Origin of the sequence: Bacillus aerolatus, assembly GCF_009183655.1 — a bacterium.
Classification (GTDB): domain Bacteria; phylum Bacillota; class Bacilli; order Bacillales; family Domibacillaceae; genus Pseudobacillus; species Pseudobacillus aerolatus.
On record NZ_WEIO01000009.1, the window covers coordinates 42,195 to 68,354 of the forward strand.

The 26,160-nt window shown below is 43.6% G+C and carries 18 protein-coding genes; 11 read left to right on the forward strand and 7 right to left on the reverse strand.

Going from position 1 to position 26,160, the window contains the following annotated elements; all coding sequences use genetic code 11:
- Window positions 1–47: 47 nt before the first annotated feature.
- The 4 genes from F9802_RS14310 to argC all read right to left on the reverse strand — a co-directional run bounded on the left by F9802_RS14310 (window position 48) and on the right by argC (window position 4,337).
- On the reverse strand, window positions 48–1,214 hold the full coding sequence (locus tag F9802_RS14310; protein WP_152153126.1) for an acetylornithine transaminase: 1,167 nt from the start codon (window positions 1,212–1,214) through the stop codon (window positions 48–50).
- Window positions 1,211–1,981: an acetylglutamate kinase gene (gene argB / locus F9802_RS14315; RefSeq protein ID WP_152153128.1), complete on the reverse strand. Its 771-nt coding sequence runs from the start codon at window positions 1,979–1,981 to the stop codon at window positions 1,211–1,213. Before argB ends, F9802_RS14310 begins: the two co-directional genes overlap by 4 nt.
- 62 nt (window positions 1,982–2,043) lie before the next feature.
- Window positions 2,044–3,276 carry a bifunctional ornithine acetyltransferase/N-acetylglutamate synthase gene (gene argJ / locus F9802_RS14320; RefSeq protein WP_152153130.1) on the reverse strand — a complete coding sequence of 411 codons (1,233 nt, stop codon included), beginning with the start codon at window positions 3,274–3,276 and terminating at the stop codon, window positions 2,044–2,046.
- A gap of 23 nt (window positions 3,277–3,299) precedes the next feature.
- A complete protein-coding gene (argC, locus tag F9802_RS14325) occupies window positions 3,300–4,337 on the reverse strand; it encodes an N-acetyl-gamma-glutamyl-phosphate reductase (RefSeq protein WP_152153131.1) in 1,038 nt (345 codons plus the stop codon).
- Between the two features lie 232 nt (window positions 4,338–4,569).
- On the opposite strand from argC, the gene F9802_RS14330 reads away from it, so the two are divergent.
- From F9802_RS14330 to F9802_RS14370, 9 genes are all read left to right on the forward strand, one after another.
- On the forward strand, window positions 4,570–5,133 hold the full coding sequence (locus tag F9802_RS14330; RefSeq protein WP_152153133.1) for a thioredoxin family protein: 564 nt from the start codon (window positions 4,570–4,572) through the stop codon (window positions 5,131–5,133).
- A 119-nt stretch (window positions 5,134–5,252) separates the two neighbouring features.
- The gene (locus tag F9802_RS14335; protein ID WP_152153135.1) at window positions 5,253–6,059 is read left to right on the forward strand and encodes an arylamine N-acetyltransferase; all 807 of its coding nucleotides are present in this window, start codon (window positions 5,253–5,255) and stop codon (window positions 6,057–6,059) included.
- 102 nt (window positions 6,060–6,161) lie between these two features.
- Complete coding sequence (locus F9802_RS14340) at window positions 6,162–7,076, forward strand: diacylglycerol kinase (RefSeq protein WP_152153137.1); 915 nt, start codon at window positions 6,162–6,164, stop codon at window positions 7,074–7,076.
- A gap of 132 nt (window positions 7,077–7,208) precedes the next feature.
- The gene (locus F9802_RS14345; protein WP_152153139.1) at window positions 7,209–7,649 is read left to right on the forward strand and encodes a MarR family winged helix-turn-helix transcriptional regulator; all 441 of its coding nucleotides are present in this window, start codon (window positions 7,209–7,211) and stop codon (window positions 7,647–7,649) included.
- A complete protein-coding gene (locus F9802_RS14350) occupies window positions 7,646–8,836 on the forward strand; it encodes an MFS transporter (protein WP_152153141.1) in 1,191 nt (396 codons plus the stop codon). The genes F9802_RS14345 and F9802_RS14350 overlap by 4 nt, the downstream gene beginning before the upstream one ends.
- A 75-nt stretch (window positions 8,837–8,911) precedes the next feature.
- Window positions 8,912–10,654: an ABC transporter ATP-binding protein gene (locus tag F9802_RS14355; protein WP_152153143.1), complete on the forward strand. Its 1,743-nt coding sequence runs from the start codon at window positions 8,912–8,914 to the stop codon at window positions 10,652–10,654.
- Window positions 10,635–12,431, forward strand: coding sequence for an ABC transporter ATP-binding protein (locus F9802_RS14360; protein ID WP_191991993.1), 1,797 nt, complete (start codon window positions 10,635–10,637; stop codon window positions 12,429–12,431). Before F9802_RS14355 ends, F9802_RS14360 begins: the two co-directional genes overlap by 20 nt.
- A gap of 197 nt (window positions 12,432–12,628) precedes the next feature.
- Window positions 12,629–13,999: a 23S rRNA (uracil(1939)-C(5))-methyltransferase RlmD gene (gene rlmD / locus F9802_RS14365; RefSeq protein ID WP_225435365.1), complete on the forward strand. Its 1,371-nt coding sequence runs from the start codon at window positions 12,629–12,631 to the stop codon at window positions 13,997–13,999.
- Between the two features lie 253 nt (window positions 14,000–14,252).
- Window positions 14,253–15,215 carry a tRNA dihydrouridine synthase gene (locus tag F9802_RS14370; protein ID WP_152153145.1) on the forward strand — a complete coding sequence of 321 codons (963 nt, stop codon included), beginning with the start codon at window positions 14,253–14,255 and terminating at the stop codon, window positions 15,213–15,215.
- Window positions 15,216–15,431: 216 nt separating this feature from the next.
- Here F9802_RS14370 and F9802_RS14375 read toward each other — a convergent pair whose 3' ends face one another.
- Both F9802_RS14375 and F9802_RS14380 read right to left on the reverse strand, forming a co-directional pair.
- Window positions 15,432–16,901 (reverse strand): transposase, encoded by a 1,470-nt coding sequence (locus F9802_RS14375; protein WP_152153147.1) that lies wholly within the window; start codon window positions 16,899–16,901, stop codon window positions 15,432–15,434.
- A gap of 565 nt (window positions 16,902–17,466) precedes the next feature.
- The gene (locus F9802_RS14380) at window positions 17,467–18,000 is read right to left on the reverse strand and encodes an ECF transporter S component (protein ID WP_152153149.1); all 534 of its coding nucleotides are present in this window, start codon (window positions 17,998–18,000) and stop codon (window positions 17,467–17,469) included.
- Window positions 18,001–18,491: 491 nt separating this feature from the next.
- Here F9802_RS14380 and F9802_RS14385 point away from each other — a divergent pair, with 491 nt between their 5' ends.
- Together F9802_RS14385 and F9802_RS14390 are read left to right on the forward strand one after the other, a co-directional pair.
- Complete coding sequence (locus tag F9802_RS14385; RefSeq protein ID WP_191991994.1) at window positions 18,492–19,445, forward strand: DMT family transporter; 954 nt, start codon at window positions 18,492–18,494, stop codon at window positions 19,443–19,445.
- Window positions 19,446–19,745: 300 nt separating this feature from the next.
- Complete coding sequence (locus F9802_RS14390) at window positions 19,746–24,038, forward strand: AAA domain-containing protein (protein ID WP_152153154.1); 4,293 nt, start codon at window positions 19,746–19,748, stop codon at window positions 24,036–24,038.
- Between the two features lie 301 nt (window positions 24,039–24,339).
- On the opposite strand, the gene F9802_RS14395 is transcribed toward F9802_RS14390, so the two are convergent.
- Window positions 24,340–26,019 carry a ribonuclease J gene (locus F9802_RS14395; RefSeq protein WP_225435366.1) on the reverse strand — a complete coding sequence of 560 codons (1,680 nt, stop codon included), beginning with the start codon at window positions 26,017–26,019 and terminating at the stop codon, window positions 24,340–24,342.
- Window positions 26,020–26,160 lie beyond the last annotated feature (141 nt).

The following is a 26,160-nucleotide window of genomic DNA, read 5'->3' on the forward strand; positions in this document are numbered from 1 at the left end:
GACTCAAGAGGTTTTAAAATTTGACTGTAATCAAAAAAACTGCCGGATTAGTTTCCGGCAGTTTTCTCATATGCTTGCTGTTTGATCGTTTCGACGAGTATAGCAACCGCTTGTTCGATTTCCTCTGCTGTTACGTTGAGTGGAGGAAGAAGGCGAAGAATGTGGGTGCCGGCAGTTAAAATTAACAGTCCTTTTTCGCGTGCCGCAGTGACGTACGGAGCAGCTTCTTCTGTTAATTCAATGCCGATCATTAAGCCCTTGCCTTTTAATTTTTTAACTTGAGGAACAGAAGAAAGGGCTTCTTCGAGCATGGATGAGAGTTTGTTGCCTTTCTCTGCGACCTGTGCTAAAAAGTTATCGTCAAAAATCGTATCAAGTGTCGCTTTAGCAGCCGCCAGTGATACAGGATTGCCGCCGAATGTAGAGCCGTGTGATCCGGGAGAGAAGGCATCCGCTAGTTCTTTCTTGCCAATAATAGCACCGAGCGGAAGGCCGCTGGCGATTCCTTTTGCGCTTGATACTATATCAGGGGTAAGATCCGCATGCTGGAATGCAAATGGTTTGCCGGTGCGTCCGATTCCGGTTTGGACTTCATCAATAATAACGAGTGAGCCATTTTTGTGAGCGAGCGCTACGGCTTGCTGCAAAAATTCCGTTTGGCCGGCATTTAAGCCGCCTTCGCCCTGGATCACTTCAAACATGAGTGCAGCCGTTTCTTTATCGAAAGCTTTTTCCAGAGCTTGCAAATCATTTAACGGCACATATTCAAATGTTTCGAGCATCGGGCCGAAGCCGGTTTTAATTTTATCCTGTCCGGTTGCTGCCATTGTCGCGAATGTGCGTCCATGGAAAGAATCGATAAATGTAATAATTTTCGTGCGGCCGGTTGCTTTGCGTGCGAGCTTGATCGCTGCTTCATTCGCTTCCGCTCCGCTGTTCGCAAAAAAGACTAAATCGAGCCCTGAAGCATCTGTTAGTTGTTTAGCGACTTCTTCCTGTAAATCACTTTGAAATAAGTTCGAAGTATGCCAAAATTGTCCAAGCTGCTCATCTACTGCTTTTTTCACGTTTTCGGGCACGTGTCCAAGGTTGCAGACACTGATGCCGGTCGTAAAATCCAAATATTTTTTACCGTTTTTATCTGTCAGCCAGGCGCCTTTTGCGGAGATGGGCGTCACATCCCAGCGGGCGTATGTTGGAAATAAGTAGCTCATACTGTCACCTTCTCTTTAATAAATTTTGTTCCGTGCCACTCGCCTTGTTCGTAAAAAGCTTTTTTACCGGAAACAATATGCACTTTACTAACATGGTCTGAAAAAGCTTTTAACGCAGACTGTACTTTGGGAATCATACCGCCGCTGATTACGCCGCTATTGATCAGTTCTTCTGTTTCTTTTTCTGTCAGCTCTGCTACAAGCTGGCCGTCTTTTAATACGCCGTCCACATCTGTCACCATGAGAAAATGTTCAGCCTGCAAGGCATTAGCCACAGCGCAGGCCGCATGATCCGCGTTCACATTCAGCACTGTTCCATCCGGCCCCGCAGCAAGCGGCGTTAGGACAGGAAGCAGCTGTTCATTACATACTAATTGAATAAACTGACTATTTACTTTTTTTACATCGCCGACGTAGCCGAGCTGTTTCCGGTCGATAAAATCCGCCTGAAGCAAGCCATTGTCGCTTGAATTTAAGCCGATCGCCTGAATGCCGTGTTTTTCAAGCATCCTTACGAGCTGGCGGTTTAAGCTGCCTGCAAGGGCAAGCTCAGCTGTTTTTAATACTTGTTTGGATGTTACGCGCAGGCCGTTTTTAAATTCACTTTTTACTTTCAAAGCTTCAAGCATCGAATTGATTTCAGGTCCCCCGCCATGGACAAACACGATGGCATAGCCTTTTTCTGTCAGTTCTTTCATGCTGTCAAAAAAGGCTTCCGATAATTCACTAAGTACACTGCCGCCGCATTTTACAACAATTGTTTTCATAGACTCCTCCTGTAAAAAATAGTAAGGAGCCTGCGGTTCACCGGCTCCTCTTATATAAGAAATCACGTTCTGTAGCTTGCATTAATTTTAATGTAGTCGTACGAGAGATCACAGCCCCAGGCAACTCCATAGCCGCTTCCCATATGGAGATGGACGGTGATTTTAATCTCTTCTTCTTTTAAATAAGACATCACATCTTCTTCTATATAATCGGCCACTTCGCTTTGAACGAGAATGGCGTGGTCTCCGATAGAAATGTCGATTGTTTCTGGATTAACTTCAATATCGCTGTAGCCGACTGCGCTGATAATTCTTCCCCAGTTGGCGTCAGCGCCGTACACAGCTGTTTTTACGAGGTTAGAGCCGACCACTTCTTTGGCCGCTTTTTTCGCTTCTTCATCAGAAACAGCACCGAGCACTTCGACTTCAACAAGCTTCGTTGCGCCTTCGCCGTCGCGGGCAATTTTTTTTGCCAGCTGTTCGCCTACTTCTTTCAGCATAGAAAGAAAAGTCATCCATTCAGGGTGTTCAGGCGAAAGGGGAGTGTTGCCGGCCAAGCCGTTTGCCATGACGACAACTGTGTCATTCGTTGACGTATCGCCGTCGACCGTAATTTGGTTAAATGTTTTGTCTGTAATTTCGCTAAGAGCTGTATGCAAATGTTCAGAAGCGATTGCTGCATCCGTTGTTACGTAAGCGAGCATTGTGGCCATGTTTGGATTGATCATTCCGGATCCTTTGGCGGCACCGCCCATTGTGACCGTTTTTCCATCAATCGTTGCCTCAACCGCCCATTTTTTTGTGGCCAGGTCTGTCGTTAAAATGGCTGTTTCAAACTGCTCGGCAGCTGCTGCTTCTGAAGAAGGGTGCAAGTTGGCAATACCGGCTTCGATTTTATCCATTTGTAAATATTCCCCGATAACACCGGTGGAAGAAACAGCGACAAAATGCTCTGGAATGTTCAATTGTTCAGCCATCCACTGGCGTGTTTGAAAAGCATCGGCAAGCCCTCTTTTTCCGGTGCAGGCGTTGGCGCACGCGCTGTTCACTAAAATGGCCTGCAGCTTGTTTTCCACCGCCAGGCTGTCTTGGGTGACTTTAATGGGAGCTGCTTGGAAATGGCTCGTCGTATACACAGCGGCGCTTTCCGCTGGCACTTCACTGAAAATGACGCCGAGATCGTTCCTAGATTGGCGGAGGCCGGCATGAACTCCGGCGGCGGCAAATCCTTTCGGCGACACGATCGAGCCTTGTTGAAGCACTTTTATATGAGTTGATTCTTTTACGGCATACATAGTTGTTTCCTCCTGTTCATTCATTATGGGTACATCGGGAACCCGCGCAGGCCGGCTGTTTCTTCAAAGCCAAACATGAGGTTAGCGTTTTGAATGGCCTGGCCTGCCGCTCCCTTCATTAAGTTATCGATGACAGCTACGATAGTCACTCTGTTTGTGCGTTCATCGACGTCAATTCCGATATCACAAAAATTCGAGCCGGCGACTTCCTTCACTCCCGGAAATTCACCGAGCGGCCGAATTCGAACAAAAAAGTCGTTTTTATATGTTTCTTCGTATAATTGATGCAATTCAGCTGCAGACATTGGCTTTTTCATTGGCGCATACATCGTTGTCATGATTCCGCGGGTAATAGGCAGAAGGTGTGTAGAAAATGTAATGGCGCCAGTGCTGTTATCCCAAAGGTTTAACTGTTGTTCAATTTCAGGAATATGCTGGTGCTGATTCACTTTGTAAATTTTAAAGTTGTCATTCATTTCCGCAAAATGAACCATCGGAGACAATCCCCGTCCTGCGCCTGATACACCTGATTTGGCATCGATAATTAACCCGGATCCGTCGATGGCTTCCGACTGGATCGCCGGTGCGAGCCCCAACAGAGCAGCTGTCGGGTAGCAACCCGGATTGGACAGCAGCGATGCATGTTTAACTGCCTCTCGATTCCATTCAGTCAAGCCATATACAGCTTGATCAAGTGTCTCGGAATCAGCTGGTTCTTTTTTGTACCATGTTTCATAATGTTCTGGATTTTTCAAGCGTAAATCGCCTGATAAATCAATCACTTTCGTATTGTTCGCCAGCAGCTTAGGAGAAAGAGCAGACGAGGCGCCAGAAGGAACGGCCAGAAAGACGGCGTCGCACTCTTCCGTAATTTTCTCAGGATCGATTTTCATTAATGGCAAAGGGCAAATATCCTTTAAATGAGGATAGTCATCCGTTGCCGGTACTTGGTCTTTACTTGATGAATATACAGAATGAAGGGTAAAATCCGGATGGTTGGATAAAAGTCGTATAAGCTCGATCCCGCCGTATCCAGTAGCCCCAATAACCGCTGCTTTCATTACTACCTCCCAATGTATTTTTATTTATATGATTACATAAATATTAATATTTTTTTATAATTATAAATTGGATAGCCAATTAAATCAACCGCTTTTAGAAAAAAGCCTGAGTTTGTGAGATAATATTAAAGATGCTTTCCGCGGAACAAGGAAAGATAAAAGGATTTTTGGGGAAAATAGCGAATTAAGAAGAAGTATAAGACTTCTTAATGAATAGATGGAGGAAAAAACCATGAACTTGATGGATTGGTTTGAAAAAGGCATCCCATTGGATGAATATATTGAAAAGATGGAAGAGAACAAAGAAAACGTCAAACATATTCAATCTTCTTTTCAAATTCAAAAAGAGGAAGCTTCCTTTTTAACTGGATTGCAGGCAGAAAAGTTGAAAGTGATTGTACTGACGGAAGATTGGTGCGGCGATGCGATGTTAAATGTGCCGATCTTGCTGGAAACAGCACTCCACGCCGGCATGGAAGTCCGGTTCTTATATAGGGACGAAAATTTAGAGCTAATGGATCAATATTTAACGAACGGAACGTCCCGGGCTATACCAATTTTTATTTTTATTGATGAACAAGGAGAAGAAAAAGCGGTCTGGGGTCCGCGCGCTCCGGCGTTGCAGGAACTTGTAAACAGCAAGCGCTCCGGTTTGCCGCCGCGTGACCACGAAGAATTTAACGATAAGCAAAAAGAGATGTACCGGGAATTGCAGGAAGCGTACCTGACTGAAAAGGAGCTGTGGCAGGAAGTGTACGGGAGCATCAAAACATCATTGGCTGAACGGCTGTTTTAATGAAAGGCAGGCTTCCGGGAGACATTCCAGGGCCTGCCTTTCTTTCACAAACCGTCAAACGCGAAACTGTCCCACTTTCATGATAGGATGGAAAAGAAAAGAGAAGAGAAGGTGAAAACATGGATGCCGTATCAGCGTACTTGCAACGGTTGAAAATTGAAAAAGAAAAACCAAGTCTGAACTATTTGCAGCGGCTGATACAGCACCATTTGTCGCTGATTCCATACGAGACGTTCAGTAAATTTCATTATTTCAGCAAACATGGAAGTGAGGTTCCGGAATTTGCCGAGTTTGTCGCTAATTTGGAAAGCAGGGGCTGGGGCGGTACTTGTTATTCATTAAACATAAATTTTGCCCGGCTGCTTGAAAGATTGGGGTTTTCGTGTTCATTTGTCCGGGTGCTGCCGGGACATGCGGCGATCATGGTGCGCGTGAACGGCAGAAAGTTTTATGTAGACGTCGGTTATGGATCGCCTATTACCCGCCCGATTGAATTAGACAGCCGGCCAAAGCATGTGCTTCACGGTTTCGGAGAAGAAATTATTTTTACGAGCCGCCACGAGAAAAAGTTTTTGCTGGAACGGCGGGCATATGGCAAAACGTTTGTAACGAAACAAATTATTTGGGAGCCGCTCGCAGAAGAAGAGCTGCAGGAAGACATTGAAGCGTCTTATAAAGACTGCAACAGCAACATAACGATGCGGCGTATCTCAGCTGTCCGCTTTCAAGGCAACGATTGTTACTTTCTTCGGGATCATACCCTTAAAGTGATGAATTATCGCGATATCCGGGAATACCATTTTCGAGAGCTGAACCAGTGGATGCAAACAGTGGCGGAAGCGTTCCAACTTGATGAACAGGGGATGGAGGAGTCGCTTGAGTTTTTGGCTGACCGCGGCATATATTTGTTTGAACAGCAGCGATAAGGACGAGAAATAGCTTTTTTACGAAAAAAGTAGTAAGATAAAAAGCGGAAAAACGAATGGTAAAATTAAACATAATTATAGATCAGACTGGGATGGATATACATGAAAAGAGCACGTATTATTTATAATCCTACTTCAGGGCGCGAACTGTTCAAGAAGCATTTGCCGGAAGTGTTGCAAAAGCTTGAGGAAGCCGGCTATGAAACGTCTGCCCACGCCACGACTAGCGCGGGGGATGCGACGCGCGCAGCAAGAATAGCCGTGGAACGGCGGTTTGACATCGTGATTGCTGCTGGAGGCGATGGCACGTTAAATGAAGTCGTGAACGGGCTTGCAGGCCAAGACTACCGCCCGAAATTCGGTGTGATTCCGATGGGGACAACGAATGATTTTGCCCGTGCGCTGCAAATCCCGCGTGACATTGACAGTGCAGTGAATATTATTACGGCAGGAGAAACGATACCCGTTGACGTCGGACGGATGAATGACAAGTACTTTATTAATATTGCTGGCGGCGGGCGTCTGACGGAGCTGACGTATGAAGTACCAAGCAAGCTAAAAACGATGCTCGGGCAGCTGGCTTATTATTTAAAGGGAATGGAGATGCTGCCATCTATTAAAGCATCCCATGTGACAATTGAGTATGATGGCAAGCTGTTTGAAGGCGAAGTTATGCTGTTTTTGATTGGGCTGACAAACTCTGTCGGCGGTTTTGAGAAATTAGCACCGGATTCTTCCGTCAATGACGGGCTGTTTTCTTTACTCATTTTAAAAAAGACGAACCTTGCTGAATTTATCCGAATAGCTTCTCTTGCTCTAAGGGGAGAGCATCTTCAAGATCCTCATGTTATCTATACGAAAGCCCACCGGGTGAAAATTCATGCTCCTGAAAAAGTGTTGTTGAACTTGGACGGGGAGCCGGGCGGATCATTGCCGGCTGACTTTGAAAATCTGTACCGCCACCTCGAAGTGTTTGTGCCGGTGGACCAGCTGCGTCCGCAAGACCGGATTTACTAATTGAAAATAAATATATCCGTATAAGCAGGCTGCCAGAATATTTCTGGCAGTTTTTTTATTTTTTTGGAGAAAATATGTTATACTAAAAAAGTTGTATAAATAGTTACCTAGGTAAGTAAAGGGAGAGTGTGTATGAATCATCATCTTTTATTCCACTCCGTCCATCAGCTGTCGAGGCAGATAATGAAGCAGACGAACATTGTCTTGCAGCCATATGGCCTCTACAGTGCTCAGTGGTCGGTATTGTACGTGATAAAGCAAAAGGGAAGCATGACTCAAAAAGAGCTCAGTGACTATTTGTCGGTGGAAGCACCGCCGATGACACGAACGGTCCAGCGCCTTGTGAAGCAAGGTTACGTTAGGCAGATGCCGGGTGAAGACAAGCGTGTGAAGTTTATTGAGATGACGGAACTGGCGGAGAAAGAATATCCGATATGGGAAAAGGAAATCAAGAAAATGAACGAAAAAGCGATAGAAGGGTTCCCGAAAGTGCACCAGCACGAGCTGCAGCAGCTTTTGTCTAACTGGCTCTATGCACTGGACAGTCATCAAAGAAAGGAAGAGGATAAATGAATAAAGAGCCTTTATGGACGAAGGATTTCATCAGCGTGTCAGCGAGCAACTTCTTTTTGTTCGTTGCTTTTTACTTTTTATTAGTTACTATGCCTATTTATGCGTTGCAGGAGCTTGGAGGAAGTTCCTCGGAAGCGGGCTTACTCACTACTTTATTTTTGCTTTCTGCTATTATCGTCCGGCCGTTCTCAGGGCAGTGGATTGAACAATTCGGCAAAAAGAAAGTATTGATCAGTTCACAAGTTATGTTTCTGGCTGCTTCGCTATTGTACTTTTTCCCTGACACTCTCGTAACGATGCTTGCATTAAGATTTTTGCACGGCATTGGCTTCGGGATGGCGACAACTGCCACAGGTGCCATGGTAGCGGAAATTATTCCCGACTCCCGCCGTGGGGAAGGAATGGGCTACTATGTCATGTCGACGAATCTCGCCATGGTCATCGGCCCATTTTTAGGGCTGACGGTCATGCAGCAATGGGGAAGTTTTCCTATGTTTATCATTTGCATAGCAATTTCCGGTCTCGCTCTTACTGCCGGGCTGGTCATTCATGTGCCTGAACGTGAGCACACTGCCCGCGCAATGTCTATTTTTCAAATGAAGTTTCATGCAAAGGACTTGTTCGAGTTTTCGGCCTTGCCTATCGCACTTGTCGGCGGGTTCTTTTCCATTATTTACGCATCCTTGCTGTCGTTCGTTTCGGTGTATGCAGAAGAGCTTCAAATTGGTGAAGTGGCCAGTTACTTCTTTGTCGTCTATGCTGTTATTTTACTGTTATCCCGTCCGTTTACAGGTAAATGGTTTGACCAGTACGGGGCACATGTGATTGTATATCCGTCCATTTGTCTTTTCGCTGCAGGACTATTTTTGCTCAGCCAAACAGAAACAGCGCTCGTTTTCCTTGTGGCGGCCGGAATGATCGGGGTGGGTTGGGGAACACTTTTCCCAAGCTTTCAAACCATTGCGATTCAGGAAGCGCCTCTTAAGAAAAAAGCGCTGGCGACCGCTACATTTCTTTCTATTTATGACCTAGGTATCGGTGTCGGTTCTTTCATAATTGGCTTGGCCGTAACAGGGATGAGCTTCAGCGCGCTTTATTTTTACTGCGCGATTTACGTGCTTTTCGGCCTGTTCGTTTACTTCTATCTTTACGCCCGCCGCAAGCAGAGAGAGCATCATACCATTTGATGGGGCGCACTCCTTGGACTATACTAAGAAAAACGGTAGTTGAGAAATTATGTCAACGGGAGAGGAGGCGCCGCTTTGGGGGCTGTATTATCTTATTTAAAACCGTATAAAAATTATATGGCTTTTGCCTGGCTGTTAATGCTTGTGGAACTTGCAGTTGAGTTGATGCACCCGCTGTTTATGGCAAAAATTATTGACGAAGGAATTGTTCAGCAAGACATGGGAGCCGTTTATAAATGGGGAGCTTTCATGCTTGGCACGTCTTTGCTTGCATTTGCTGCCGGCATCATCAATTCTTTCGTTGCCGCTCACGTCGGGCAAAACTTCGGATTTGACTTGCGGGAAAAAATGATTGATAAAGTCCAGTCATTTTCTTTTGCAAGCTATAGCCGCTTTGCCGCCTCTTCGTTAATTACCAGGATGACAAATGACGTGACACAGTTGCAAAATGCTGTTTTTATGAGCTTGCGTATCATGCTGCGCGCGCCGTTAATGGTCATATTCGGAACGGTGATGGCTTTGTTTGTTCACGCCAAGCTGACGATCATCTTGATTATTACCATCCCGCTCATGCTCTTTTTTCTATTAAAAATGATGAAAAAAAGTTCTTCTTTGTTCCGCTCGGTCCAACAGCGGCTCGATGGCGTCAATAATGTGATGCAGGAAAACTTGATAGGCATTCGCATCATCAAGGCCTTTCTTAGATGGAAATATGAAGGCAGCCGTTTTCAGCAGGCGAATGAACGGCTGATGGCACAAACGATCCGCGTGTTGCGGGTTGTAGAAACGACGACGTCTGTTCTGCTGGTCGTAATGAACAGCAGTTTAATTGTTATTTTATGGTTTGGTTTTGCAGAGTTTTCGAACGGTACAGCGACAGCGGGAGAAATTGTGGCCGTTATTAACTATGCAACGAGGATTATTTCTTCATTATCTATTTTTACCTTTATATTAATGGCTTTTTCGAGAGGGAGAGCTTCCAGCCAGCGGATCGGCGAGCTGTTGGAGGAGCCGGAAGAGCAGGCAGATCAGCGCTGGAAAGGTGCAGCCTTTCAAGCGGGAAGCGGGGAAATTTCGTTCGAAGGTGTTTCCTTTTCATTTCCGGGAAGTAAAGTGCCTGTCCTTGACGGAGTCACACTAGGCATTCAGCCGGGGAAAACGGCCGCTGTTTTAGGTGCAACCGGGTCGGGGAAATCCACACTTTTTTATCTTATCCCTCGCTTGTATGAGCCGGATAAAGGAGTGATTCGGATCGATGGTCAGGACATCAGCACCATTCAGCCGGCATCACTGCGTGAACAAATTGGCTTTGTTCCGCAGGAAGCTCATTTGTTTACTGGAACTGTACGTGAAAACATCGCCTGGGGAAAAGAAGATGCGACGATGGAAGAAATTATGGAAGCGGCCCGGCGTGCGCAAATTCACGAAACGATCGACGAGCTGCCGGAGAAATACGATACGATGATCGGTCAAAAAGGCGTCAATTTATCCGGAGGCCAAAAACAGAGGCTGTCGATTGCGCGGGCGCTCATCCGCAAGCCGCTTATATTACTGCTCGATGACAGTACGAGTGCGTTAGATGTGAAAACAGAAGAGAGCTTGTTGTCGGCTCTTCGGGAAGAAAGCTGCACAACGATTATTATTACGCAGAAAATCAGCACGGCCCTGCAGGCGGATCAGATTATTTTATTAGAAGACGGCCGAATTGCTGCAGCCGGCAGCCATGAAGAGTTAGAAAATTGTAATGACTTATACCGCAGGATTCTGGCTTCGCAGTATGGAAAAGGAGGAATGCCGTATGCCAAGGCCAGCCATTAGGGCTCATTCGCACAGCCATCAAGCTCATTTAAGGCAGAAACCGCAAATTAAAGAACTGCTGCCAACATTGAAAAGGCTGGCTGGCTATCTTGCGAGACGGAAAGGGCTGCTCCTTCTCGTTGTCCTGATGGTGGCGGCAAGTTCTTTGTTGGGATTGCTTGGGCCTTTCCTCGTTGGAACAGCAATTGACGATTTTATTATTAAAGAAGATAAACACGGGCTGCTTTTGTTGCTAATTCAGCTTGGTGTAGTATATGTCTTTTATTCGCTGTCTATTTTTTTACAAAACTATTGGATGGCAGGAATTGCTCAAAAAACTGTGTGCGAAATGCGGACAGAATTATTTGCCCACCTTCATCAATTGCCTCTGTCCTTTTTTGATAAGCGCCAGCACGGCGAGTTAATGAGCCGGGTGACGAATGATATTGAAAACATCAGCAGTACGTTGAACAGTTCCGTTATTCAAATTGCATCCAGTGTGTTGACGCTTACAGGAGCAATAACCGTCATGCTTTACTTGAGCCCAATATTGACGGCGGTTACTTTAGTTATTGTGCCGCTTTTATATGTTGGAATGAACTGGATTACGAGCCGGACGCGCCGTCTGTTTAAAGAGCAGCAGCGCCACTTGGGAGAATTGAACGGGTTTGTGGAAGAAGCGGTATCGAGTAAACATATCGTTAAAATGTTTTCCCAGGAAGAAAAAATAGCAATGGAATTTAGCGAAAGAAATGCCAAGCTGAAGAAAGCGGGATATTGGGCGCAGACGTATTCCGGTTTTATTCCGAAGCTGATGAATATGCTAAACAACCTCAGCTTTGCGTTAATTGCTGGCGCAGGAGGACTGCTCGCGTTAAACGGGCTAGTAACAGTTGGCATGATCGTTATCTTCGCGGAATATTCGCGGCAATTCACCCGTCCGCTCAATGATTTAGCGAACCAGTTTAATACGCTGCTTTCTGCTGTAGCAGGAGCGGAGCGGGTGTTTGATATGTTGGATACTGAAAAAGAAGAGCAGGAACGAAAAGATTTACTGCGATTAGATGAAGTGAGCGGAGACATTGAATTTCGCCGCGTGTCTTTTTCTTACGAGAAAGGCAAGCAGACAATTAAGGAAATTAATTTTGAAGCAAATCGAGGGGACATGGTCGCTCTCGTTGGGCCGACCGGATCAGGGAAAACGACGATCATTAACCTGCTCGCCCGCTTTTATGAACAGGACAGCGGAGCTATTTTCATTGATGGTCATGACAGTTCCACTATTTCGCGGCAGGAACTACGCAAGCATATGGGCTTTGTTTTGCAGGAGTCATTTTTATTTGAAGGAACGATAAGAGAAAATATCCGCTACGGACGATTGAATGCATCCGATGAGGAAGTGGAGACAGCGGCACGGGCGGCCAATGCCCATTCATTTATTATGAAGCTGCTGGACGGCTATGAGACGAAACTGCAGCACGAAGGAGCGGGCATCAGCCAGGGACAGAAGCAGCTGCTGGCAATCGCAAGAGCTATACTTGCAGATCCGGCGATCTTAATTCTTGATGAAGCGACAAGCAGCATCGATACGATCACAGAAATGTACATTCAAGAAGCACTCGACCGTCTCATGAAAGGCCGAACGAGCGTCGTCATTGCCCACCGGTTGAATACGATCCGGCGCGCGGACCAAATACTCGTACTCAATCGGGGCCGGATCATTGAACGCGGCACTCATGACCAACTTGTGCAAGAGGAAGGACATTACGCAGAGCTGATCGCTGCGTCAGAAGCATAAAGGCCTGACCCCCACCGCTATAAAGTGGTGAAGGGGTCAGGATTTTTTATGAACGGAGCTGGTTTTATCATGAAAGAAAGCAGTTTTTCATGAATGGGGCATATTTTATCCTGAATCAGTGCTTCTTTGCTGTTTAATCTTACTATGTGGTAGAATAGCTTTCGATTCTAAGAAAAAATAAAAAAGGGTGAGTAATCGTGGCAAAAATTCAAGCCCCTGTTCAAAAAAATCAAACGTTAGAAGTGACTTTCGAAGATTTAACTCATGATGGGAATGCAGTCGCAAAGGTGGAGGGCTATCCGCTGTTTGTAGCAGGAGCGTTGCCAGGGGAAACAGGACGCATTCAAGTAACAAAAGTAAATAAAGGCTACGGTTTTGGCCGTCTGATTGAGCTTTTCGAAAAAAGCCAACATCGGATTGACGTGCCAGCCTCCGAAGCGCACAAATATGGAGGAACCCAGCTCCAGCACATAAGCTATGAAGGGCAGCTTCAATTTAAAGAAAAACAAGTACGAGAAGCACTTACCCGAATTGGCAAATTGGAGGACGTAAAGGTTCATCCCGTTTTGGGCATGAAAGAGCCCTGGTACTATCGAAACAAAGCTCAAGTACCTGTGGGAGAGAAAGATGGCAAGCTGATTGCCGGCTTTTTTAAACCACGCAGTCATGAAATTGTCGATACGGACGAAAGTATTATCCAGCTTCCGGCAGTAAATGAAGCCATACAGACAGTGAAGGAAATTTGCAGCGAGTTGGGGATAAAAGCGTATGATGAGACGGCACATAAAGGAACTCTCCGCCATATTATGGCACGCTATGGAAAAACAACAGGAGAACTCATGGTTGTCCTTATTACTAGAACGGCCGACTTTCCTCATAAAAATCAAATCGTGGAAGAACTCATTTCTCGTCTGCCTAACGTAAAATCCATTGTTCATAACATTAACACGAAGCGGACGAACGTGATTATGGGCGAGACAACAAAAGTACTCTGGGGAAATGAAGTCATCTACGACTATATAGGCGATGTGAAGTTCGCCATTTCAGCGAGATCCTTTTACCAAGTCAACCCTGTTCAAACAAAAGTACTCTATGACAAGGCGTTACAATATGCCGGCCTGACTGGCAGTGAAACCGTCATCGACGCCTACTGCGGCATCGGAACGATTTCCCTGTTCCTTGCACAAAAAGCAAGGCACGTATTCGGTGTCGAAATTGTCCCTGAAGCTATCGAAGATGCCAAACGAAACGCCGAACTGAACGAAATTGACAATGCCGAGTTCGCCGTTGGAAAAGCAGAAGACATCATCACCGAATGGTACAATCAAGGCAACAAGGCGGATGTGCTCGTCGTCGACCCGCCGCGCAAAGGCTGTGACGAAGCGCTATTGCAGACGATTATTGATATGAAGCCAAAAAAAGTTGTCTATGTTTCCTGTAACCCGGCTACATTGGCGCGGGACCTGAGGATATTGGAGGATGGGGGATACAAGACAGTGGAAGTACAGCCAGTGGATATGTTTCCGCAGACGACGCATTGTGAGGCGGTTGCTTGGTTGGAATTCTAATTCTAATCCTAATCCATTAATAGACGCTTCTCAAAAACAATTAACATTTCCCATTCAGGATCGATTTTCGTTAAAATAAACATTTCCGATTTTCACAATAGTTCTTTCACAAATTATAAATGTCCAAGTGTACTTGTGTTTGATAATAAGTTATTAAGCATGATATAAGTGTAAAAGAAGTGGAACATTTGGCTTTATATTTTTTGGACGAGAGTTTGAAATTGTATCCATAATGAGAGGATTTGAGTTTGAGTTGATAGATAATTTTTGGCGTGATTTACCACGACCATTTTTTGTACTCGCACCAATGGAAGATGTGACGGATGTTGTTTTTCGCCATGTAGTGAGTAAAGCAGGTAGACCTGATGTGTTTTTTACAGAGTTTACAAACACGGATAGCTATTGTCATCCAGAGGGCATGAAAAGTGTGCGTGGCCGTTTGATTTTTACAGAAGATGAACAGCCAATGGTTGCACATATATGGGGGGATAAGCCCGAATATTTCCGTCAAATGAGTATTGGCATGGCAGAGCTAGGATTTAAAGGCATCGATATTAATATGGGCTGCCCTGTACCGAATGTGGCATCGAGAGGGAAAGGTAGTGGCCTTATTCTGCGTCCAGACGTTGCAGCAGAACTTATTCAAGCAGCAAAAGCGGGCGGACTGCCTGTCAGCGTGAAAACACGACTTGGCTATAAGGATGTAAATGAGTGGGAGGAGTGGCTAACGCATATTTTAAAACAGGATATTGCGAACCTTTCTATTCATTTACGTACAAGAAAGGAAATGAGCCAAGTAGATGCGCATTGGGAGCTAATTCCGGAAATCAAAAAATTACGTGACCGTATCGCACCAAATACGCTGCTAACAATCAATGGAGACATTCCTGACCGTCAAACTGGGCTGCAGCTTGCTGAACAATATGGTATTGATGGCGTTATGATCGGGCGAGGTATTTTTAAAAATCCTTTTGCTTTTGAAAAAGAGCCAAAAGAGCATAGCAGTAAAGAATACCTTGATCTTTTAAGACTGCAGCTTGATCTTCAAGATCAATATGCGGAAGCACTGCCACGTTCAATCACAGGGCTTCATCGCTTTTTCAAAATTTATGTCAAAGGATTCCGTGGAGCTGGTGAATTAAGAAATCAATTGATGAACACGAAATCAACAGATGAAGTGCGTGCATTGCTTGATAACTTTGGAAAAGAATGTTGATGGGACGGGGACAGTGAAATGATCTGAAACTCCCACGGCTAAAGCAGTGGGGTTCTTGAGCGACTAACTTGCCTCTTCTGCACTCTCCCGTCCACCCAAGGTGCAGGCAGGGTACAACATACAGATACTGCAAAGCGTTTGCTCAAGACTTCGACAGCCAAACACCGCAGAGATGCTTACCGGCTGTTTCGGCTCGTTTCGAAACCGGAAAATCATTTAAAAACCAAAACTAGGAATGCGTGTACACACAGTTGTTTGAATTCGTTCGATTTCTCTGTCGTGCAGCTGTTTAAATAATGGATAGTCCGCTATACAAGCTGGCCGATCGATTTGGTCTAGTGTATCCGTCACATGCTTGATGAGAAAAGCAGAATAAAGGTCACGCTGAATACGCTCTCCTTCTATTACATTCCAGCGGTCGGAAAGCTTCTTTTTAACCAATTGGTCCGTTTCATGATTATACTGGCTTGCCTTTACTTTAGCGGTGTGAATATATTGCACTTCCAGGCTGATAGCTTTCAATTTCAGCTCAAGGATCGACACAAACAGCGCGGGGGCCTTCCGGGCGAGTGAGCGGCCAAACCGTTTCTTGCTCTTGAAACGTCCGCCGCTGTTTTTCGCTGTTTCTTTGGCCCGTTTTTGAAGCGCCTTGAAAGACATCGTTTCAATGAAAAATTGGTCGCCCTGCTCGATCAGTTCATTGGCCAGCCGGCAGTGATCCTGTCTACGCCGGCTGGCATTCACACGGCTTAGTTCGCGATAGCGTCCTTTTAGCTGATGATACCTTTTAGAGAAGACCCATTTCCCCATCGTTTTCTTGATCGCACCATCGCTGTCGTACTTTCCAGGATTCATCGCCCTTTTGCTTCTGTCCATGGCCCGCTGAACGAGCCGAATGTCTTTTTGAACATTGATCACCGATGGGGCAAGTTCAAGCAGCGAAGCCTTTGCGTTCGATACAATGGCGACCGTCTGCGTGCCGATATCGATGCCGACTTTACCCGTGCCTCGCCGTCCTTTTTGTCCGTTTCGGTTGTATTTGACCGGTGGTGTGCCCTCTAACACCAATTGCACATAATATCGGATCTGTCCCTTCATCCACCGGCGGAGAAGACGGCAGTATTTCACGCGATCCTTCAGCGCTAGGTGCGCATAGGCATCCCCTTCTTTCAGCCTGACAGCCATAGAAAGGCCGAGCCAGTGTACCATGCCTTCTTTATAGCGGATGCCGGCTGTATTTTGCTTCCCTTCCACTGAACGCATCTCGCCAAACCGTTTGAAGGACAATTTTTTCGCTTCTCCAAACTGTACTTTTTGAACGGCGTCAAACGCACGGGTAGCGAGTTTTTGGGCTGCCTGCGAATCGATCAGATGCTTGAACGTTCGCTGCATGGGTTTCACAAAGTCGTGAAGAGCGTACTCTTCAAACCTAAACCGCTGATTTACTGATTGAAAGGCGGCGGCACGGGCTTTTCGTTCTGCGGATGTAGAGGCTGGCAGCTTCCGTGCTCTTCGGTAGGCTTTTGACTCCCGCATGACACGAAGCCGTTTTTCCGCTTCTCTCAAACAGGCATTATATAGGCGGCGGGCCGTTTCAAACCGTTTCTCCAGATGGTGGAGCTGATTTTTTTCCACCTTTAGCGGCAAAGTTAACACATAGCTTGGGGTTGATCGTTTAGCTGCCAACTCCTATACACCCTTTCTTAAAATCATTTAAAGAAAGCTGATAAAAAAACGATCATACGTTCTCATTTTGGTTGTATAATGGTTTGAATAAAAAAGCAAGAACATTCAAATATTTCAAAAAGATAAAGAACGACCCGGCCGAATCTGTTGAACCGGATGCACCCGGTTCCGATTCGGAGCCGATTCATCCCATGCCTAAAGTTCATGGGCTGAATCGGCTAAAATTCTGTAATAAACCCACCAGCACCCTTGTGTTGCCACATACACTCCTCACTTGTGGAGTGCTGTTCACTGCTTGTTAGGGAAGATCAAGAAGAGTTGTAACAGTGAGTAGAGAGCCTTTCCTTTTGGAGAGGCTTTTGGAGTTTTCAGGTATGAAAATAATAAAGTACCCCCTAGTGAAGGTTCATCTAGAGGGTACTTTTCTTCTTTTTGTCTTTCAGCCGTGGGTCAAATTGAGCCGCTTGTTACTGTTTAATATTATACATAAACAAAGCTATGCACATATGCACGTAATAATCTTAGGAGGGTTTACTTCCTTTTTTTAATTATCTATTATTTTTCTCTATTTTCGAACAATTTTCTTTAAGCGACCTGCAATTGGCACTACAATGATACCGGCGATGACGATCTGCATCACGTTTCCAGGGATGGAGCCGAATGGCTGTATCCAGTTGGCGTAAAGGATCACTTCAGCAAAATAGTAGCCCACAACTTTTATAATCAGTGCAACGGCAATCGCCAATGTGTAGACAACCGCCCTTTTGCCGGGTACCTTTTCGGAGATGAGGCCGGCTGCAAAGCCCATTGCACCTACGATGACGAATGTAAACGGCGCCCATATTGTCCAGCCGGAGAGAAGGTCGAATAATGCCATTCCGAAGGCGCCTGCTATGGCTCCTGCTTTTTTGTCGTAAACGAATGCTGCTATAAAAAGAGGCACATTACCTAGATGAATCAGGCCTCCGTTACCCATTATTGGGAGCCTTATGTTGATGAACATGGTGGCTACAAGGGTCAATGTGATAAAAAGTGCATTGATGACGATAGTTCTTGTTTTCGTCCTAGTCGCTCCGGTGGATGAGAATGTTGAATCCATATAATAACCTCTTTCTTTTTTAAATATTATCATACTCTTAATCAAGCACTTAATAAATACCTAATACTATTTATTTACGCATGTAAAGAATTCTAGTAACAACGGATAGACGGGAGAAGGTTAACTAAGAGCAGTGAAATTTTTAGTTTCATATGGCTTATTTAAAAAATCTTTTTTCCCGTCTTATATTAATGTTGGTAACGAGCGAACTAATCTCTATCAGGAAAAAAGGAAGTAGGGCAAGCATTTGAGCTTTATATTGTTTTGCTTGAGGATGTATAAACTTTACCCTTGATAGACAAATTAAATATAAATTTCCAGCCGGCACAGAGAAGGGATAAGAGATGGAACGCTTGTACGCGCTCGTTTACATTTCCAGCGGGGCGTGGCAAGGTGACATGTTCATTCTTTTTCCTAACCCTAGAAAATAAAGCTGATTATTAATTTGATCAGATTCCGGTGAAATGATTTTTGGAAAAGGGGTAAAGTTGATGAGTGCAAACAGTGTTAAACAAGCTAGAATGGGCATAGGTTTAGGAGCTGCTTCAGCGATTGCTTGGGGAGTCGATACGGTGATAATTGGCGTTATCATAGCCAGTACACCTTTTAAGGAGGCTGTTGTACTTGCTCCAATTATAGCCGCTTTCATGCATGACTTTTTCTCTTCCCTGTGGATATCCTTACTTATGATTATAAAAGGTGAATTTATTAACGTATTAAAGTTGTTAAAAACAAAGAGCGGAGCAATTTTAGTTTTAGGAGCAGTATGCGGCGGGCCTTTGGCAATGACCTTTTATTTTCTTGGTATTCAATATGCAGGAGTAACTTATGCGGCAAGTATTGCTTCTATATTCCCCGGGATCGGTGCTGTGCTTGCTTTCACTTTTTTGAAGGAAAAAATGAACGGAAGAACTTGGTTCGGCGTTGTTTTGAGCATCATCGGGGTGGTTATATTAGCATATATGCCATCGAAGCTTAACGTCGATAACAGTTTTTTCATCGGAATAATGTTTTCATTAGGAGCCGCCATCTTTTGGGGACTTGAAGGGGTGATCGGTGCTTGGGGAATGAAAGGCAAAGAGGTTGTTCCCCTATATGCAATTAATATAAGACAGATGACCTCAGCACTGTGTTACGCAATATTAGTTATACCATTTATTCATGGATATCCTTTAGCATTTCAAGCAGCATCATCTAATATCGTATGGCTAATAGTCATAGCAGGTTTATTGGGAACTGCCAATTATTCTTTATACTACATGTCAATTAATTTAATCGGTGCTGCCAGGGGTCAGTCGCTTAACAATACGTATGTTTTTTGGGCTATCGTAACTGAAATTTTATTTATTGGTACCCCTGTTAGCATACAATTTGTCATAGGCACCGTAATAGTAATTTTAGGTTCTATCCTCGTTTCAGGAAACCTAAAAGAGGCAAAGGGTTGATTAGTATACCTGATAACCGGAAAAAGATTAAGAACGATAAAGTGATTCCCTCAGGATATGACAAATTAAACCAGGGATGTTTGAGATAATAGATGGCACACCTTCTATAGCAATAAATGCAAATGGTAATTTTCAGGAATCCGTGAAGAAATATCGGCTAAGATGAGAGAAAGACGAGAGGTGATTGCTCTCGTCTAATTTTTTGTCTTTGCAATTTATGGGTGCCAGCTAGTACCTTAACTCCCTATACGCAGGATATGATATATTTACTTTATAAGGAAAGTGTGAGGTGTTTATAGATTGAATGACAAACCAAGACAGCTGTTTGAATATTTATTAGCTGTTAATAACCTTCGTTTTAAAGCGATTCGAAATTTCAAAGAATATGATAAAAACTGGACGAAAAATATACTTGAAGAATATGGAGAAGGCGTTTTCCTAATGGGTGAAGGAGAAGATGAGGAGGCGATTTTGGAGGTCCATAGACAGAAATTCACAGATGATGTCATGATTCCGCCAGATCCCGATAAAGCGATTGGAGACTGGATTACATATCCGTATAATAAAGAAACAACTCTGCCTAAAATCCCTGCTCCCAAAGTATTCAAGCAAGGTTCCGATGAAATGGAAGTGCGTTTTGAAGAGGATCAGGAGCGGATGAGATTATTCTATAAATGGAAAGCCGACTGGGGGGAATGGGCTGCTGAAGTCACCCGTATGAAAAGAGTGCAGACCCTATATGAAACCTTCTTTAAGATCAATCACGATTTCCAAGTAGAGGGAGAAGGGCTGGAACTTCTTCTAGGGGAAACGCTGTTCACCTGGAAACATGAAATTGATAGTATTAATCACCCTCTTTTTACGACAAAGCTTGATATTGAGCTGGATACTGATAAGGGCATCATTAAAGTAAAGCCAACGAACCAAGGATACAAGTTAGAACTTAATATCCTCAGCGGCATCCCGCTTCCAAACATGGAGGAAATTCAAAATATCGGAAGAACCGCCCGTTACAGAGATGTGATAGAAGAAGATGTAAAAGATTTGTCCAGTCAATTTATGCAGTTAGTGGATGCAAGCGGCAGAATATCTATAGATGGAGAAGACGTTGTTCCTGCTAAGGCTGCGGTTGCCCATTTAGATGAATATGTTCTGATATTAAGAAGAAAAGATAATCAAATTATTAAAAATGATTTGGAGCAAATTGTTGAATCTATGCAGGAAGAAGAATTTGAGATCCCGGCTACGATTGATTCAATTGTAGGAAATGATGTAATGATCAATGAACAAGAAAATGAAACAAAATGGGGGAGAGTTGCCTCTGATTTATACTTCCCACTAGCAGCTAATGAGGAACAAAAAGAGATTGCCAGACGATTAGCTTCGAATTATGGATTGACTGTGCAAGGACCACCTGGGACAGGGAAAACACATACGATTGCTAATATTGTTTCTCATTTATTGGCTCACGGAAAGAAAATACTCATCACGAGTCAAAAAGAAAATCCGTTGAAAGTATTAAAAGATAAAATACCTGAAGAAATTCGGGATTTATGTGTTCCGGTATTAGGCGGCGGAAGAGATTCATTAAGAGAAATCGAAAAATCGATTCGGACGATCTCTGAGAAATTAGGAAATGTCTCAGTGGAAAAATTAGCTGTAGAAATTGACCAATCTAAAGCAGATTTGGACCAGAGCAGACGGAATGAAGCGAAGTACAAACACCAGCTATTAGAGTATAGTAAAAGCGAAAAGACAGAAGTGGAATACAAAGGTCACACGGTCACAAAAGCGAATATTGCGCAAATGCTGAATGAAGAAACCACTGATTATCACTGGATATTAGACAAGGTGGAATTGAACTCAACTTTGCCGATAGCCTTAAAAGAATTCGAAGAAATGTGGGAATTGAGGGGCCTTCTTAAGAAAGAGGAATTATATCTTAAGGATGCTTCTCTTCCTAAAATGAATTTGCTAAAAAGCCCGGAAGAGATGAAGGCGTGGCTTTCCAAAGGCAAAAAGCTTAAAGATCAATATAATACTTCTATTATTCATACAGAGAAAGTTCTCTTTCCACGTGAAGCAGAGTATGCGCAGCAGCTTAAAACCGAACTCTCTAGAGTTATTGAATATAAAGAATGTTTTGAAGAAGGTACAGCACTCCAGAAGGTATTAGATGATTATTTAGCAGGCGGAACACGAAAAGAAAGATGGGTTTCCTTCCTTTCTGACATCAAGACAAGAACAGAGGAAATGGCAGCTATTCATAAAGTCATTATCAACTATGATATCACGCTGCCGAATAAACCTGACTTTGAATTAGAGGCGGATATCTATTTGTACGGGGAACGATTGCGGCAACAAAAGAAACCTAGTAAGCTGTTTACCCTCGTTAAGGGGAAAAATGCCAAATACTTATGGGAAACTTCGATCATCAACGGCCAGCCGGTTCGCAGTATTGAAGAAATTGAACTTTTGCAGCAGTATCTTCTTTTAAAGAAAAGGAAAGAGGAAGTTGTCCGGATTTGGAATGCAAATCTTAATGAAATCAATGGAGATCTTATTGATCCTGAAGACAAAAGAATCTTCAGCACGGTAGATAAAGAAAGGGAAACATACGAGAAAACAATGAGGCTGGGAGCACTAATCGAAGGATTAAAAGAAACATGCAGCCGTCTGACTCTGAACAATGCAGATTGGTTAAAACATTCCTTCTACAAAGAACTTCAGCAGGCTGTTGAACATGTATTTACCGTTCTCGCCTATGAATCGTGGGAACAGGAGTATAATCGCTATGTGGATGAGGTAAAAGCAATTCAAGACGAAAAGAATATTCATCCCATTGCTCAAGCTTTCCTGGATGTCTTATTAGCAAAAGACGAAACAAAGTGGGAATCAATTGTAAAAGAACTGCAATTTTTTATGCATAAAAAAGAAGAAGTGATGCGCTTCTATGAGCTGTATCAGCCATTAGCTGAAATAGCGCCAAATACAGCTGCTTTTGTGATGGATATATTATCAAAAGATTTTCAGATTCCTAAAGACGTTGAAAAGTCATGGGAACTCAAGTCCTTGTATGATTGGATGACGGAAAATCAAGAGTTCGAAGCAGAACGAATAGAAAACAGTATCAAACAAGAACAGGATTATCAAAAGAAACTAATCACTGGAATCGTTGCTGACTCAACTTGGATGAATCAAATCAACCGGATTACAGAGACCCAAAAGAGAGCCTTAGTGGCATGGAAGAACTTTATTAAGCGATATGGTAAAGGAACGGGGAATAATAAGCGGTTTTTAGCAGACGCGCGCAAAGAGATGGAGAAAGCACAGTCAGCTATACCGGTTTGGATTATGCCAGTCAGCCAGGTCATTGAAAATTTCCCTATTTATAATGAAAAGTTTGATGTGATTATCTTTGATGAAAGCAGCCAGTGCGATATTATGTCTGTTCCTGTTTTGCTTAGAGGGGAAAAGATCGTAGTTGTAGGGGATGATGAGCAGATTAGTCCGTATGGAATTGGAACCAAGGATTCTGAAATTGAAGAATTGATTCAGCGATATTTAGAAGGTGTGCCCAATAAGCGCTTATTTGACCACAAAATATCTTTATACGAAATAGCAGACCAAATATTCCCGAAAAGTGGACGACTTATGTTAAAAGAACACTTTAGGTGTGTTCCGGAAATTATTCAGTTTTCAAACGACTTAAGCTATGGCGGGCAAATGATTCCTCTTCGGCTGCCTTTTGAGAAGGGTAAATTAGACCCTCCCGTTTTGGCTGTGAAAGTAGAAGAAGGGTACGTCACAGAAGGAAAAGAGGCGCTGAATTATCCGGAATCAGATAAAATTGTTGAAGATATAAAGGAGATGATTGCTGATCCTCAGTATGAGGGGCAAACGATGGGAATTATCACCTTGCAGGGCCATAAACAAGCAGCTCTTATTGAAAATAAAATTCGTGAACATATATCTGAAAGTGAGTTTGTAAAACGAAAGATTATTTGCGGCAATGCTTATAGCCTCCAAGGGGACGAGAGAGATATTATTTTCTTATCAATGGTCGCAGCCAATAATCGACGCTTTATCGCTATGACAAAAAAAGCCCAACAGCAAACATTTAACGTTGCTGCAAGTCGTGCTAGAAACCAAATGAGACTGTATCATTCCGTTGAATTAGATAACTTGAGCAAAGATGATTATCGTTACCAGCTTTTGAGTTATTGTAAGAATCCAACTCGGGTAAATGATGTGGTGGCCAATCTGGAAGAACAATGTGATTCCCCATTTGAGGTAGAAGTTCTTCGCATGGTCGTGGCCAAAGGTTATAAAGTGCAGCCACAAGTGCAAGTAGGAAGGTATAAAATTGATTTCGTAATTGAAGGCATACGCGAACGATTAGCAGTCGAATGTGACGGAGAAAGGTGGCATGGACCTGAGAAATGGGAAGAGGATATGCAGCGTCAATATGACCTAGAAAGAGCGGGGTGGAAGTTCTGGAGACTAAGAGGAAGAGAATTCTATTTTAACAAAACCAAGTCTATGGAAAGCCTCTGGACAAAGTTAGAGGAACTTGGTATCGAGCATCAATAATATATATGAAAAGAAATAACTCCTATGTTCGGAATGATGAGATTACATTAGGCAACACTGGTTAAAATGGATTGCATTGTATTATTAGCATGCGTATTAAATTTCCCTCGATTTATTGTGGTGAGAGATTCTATTAGAGAAAATACTGCTGCATCTATTTTTATCTGCCATCACCGCCCAAGCCATGGGGAGTGTGTAGTGCAATTAGAATGGAGATGAATTTAAAGCAGACGCCTTTTGGAGGCGTCTGCTTTAATATATTTACTGCCAAATTTTTGGATGGTGCCTGGCGCTCTATCTTCTAAATTTCAATAATGACAGGGAGGATCATTGGCTTCCTCTTCGTTTGTTTGTATAGATATTGTCCCACCGATTTTTTAATATTTTGTTTCATTGCATTCCACTGATGTACATTCGCTTCTTGTAAGTCGTTAATACTTTTTTTGACAAGACGATTAACCTCTTTTAGGAGATCATCCGAATCTCTTGCATATACGAAACCGCGGGAAATAGTATCAGGTTCTGAAACCATTTTTCGATCCATTTTATTAATCGTTATAACAATCACTAGCATTCCATCTTCAGAAAGTTGTTTTCGGTCTCGTAATACAATGTCCCTGACATCCCCGATACCCATCCCGTCAACATACGTATCCCCCGACGGTATCTTCCGGGTCTGACGGGCAAGCGAGTTTTCAATATCGATGACATCCCCATTTTTAATGATAAACGTGTTTCCTTTCTCTACTCCAACGGATTCGGCTAACAGGCGGTGATGATGCAGCATTCTAAATTCACCGTGAATGGGAATAAAGTATGTTGGTTTCATTAATGTAAGCATGAGCTTTAAGTCTTCCTGATAGCCATGTCCGGAAACGTGCATTCCGGTTGTACTTCCGGAGCCATAAATCACTTTGGCGCCCAATTGAAATAAGTTGTCTATGATATGTGAAACACCACGTTCATTCCCGGGTATTGGAGAAGCCGCTAAAATAACGGTGTCTCCGGGTAAAATGGCTGCATCCCGATAATTTGCGCTGGCCAGGCGGGCAAGGGCAGCCAGTGGTTCTCCCTGGCTTCCCGTACATAGGATAGCTACCCTTTCAGGATCCATTTTACCGATTTCACGTGCCTCGACCATCATCCCATCAGGAACCTTTAAATAACCACGTTCTATCGCAACAGATACAACATTAACCATACTTCGGCCGAGCAACGCCAGCTTGCGATTTGTCTTTAGTGCCGCATCAACTACTTGCTGAACACGATTAACATTAGAAGCGAAGGTAGAGATAATGACTTTCCCTTGAGCTTTCATGAAGGCTTCTTCCATATGGTCACCCACTATTCGCTCTGTTGGTGTTAAGCCAGTCCGTTCTGCATTCGTACTTTCAGATAATAAAACTAAGACGCCTTGCCTGCCGATTTCGGCCATTTTATGAATATCCGAATATTGTTTATTCACTGGTGTTAAATCAAACTTGAAGTCCCCAGTATGGACGACATTTCCTTCGGGTGTATGAAAGACAATGCCTAGACAATCGGGAATACTATGGCTAGTTCTGAAAAAGGAAACCTTTATGTCCCCCAACTCAAGTATTGAATCCGAGTCAATCTGAACGAGTTTCGTATCCCTTATGAGCCGATGCTCTTCTAATTTTAATTCAATTAAACCTAGTGTAAAACGTGTAGCATAAATAGGTACATTTAATTTCCTTAAGAAGTAAGGAATACCACCGATATGATCTTCGTGCCCATGTGTCACAATTAAAGCTCGGATTTTATCTTTATTCTCTTCTAAGTAGGTAATATCAGGGATAATCAAATCAATTCCCAACAAGCTCTCATCTGGAAACTTGCCGCCACAGTCGATGATAATGATATCGTTAGAATATTGGACTGCGTACATATTTTTACCGATTTCGTTTATGCCGCCTAAGGCGAAAATGGATAATGTATCATCATTGGTTTTCAATTTCATATCCTCCTCATTCAATTAAATATTTTTAGTATTCCCTAATATTTATTGATTGATAAAAATTTTTCGATGGATATGAAAGAGCCGGGGATTTAGAAACGGCAGTGCCCATGCTGATCAAGTGTACAAAGAAAAGGTTAAAAA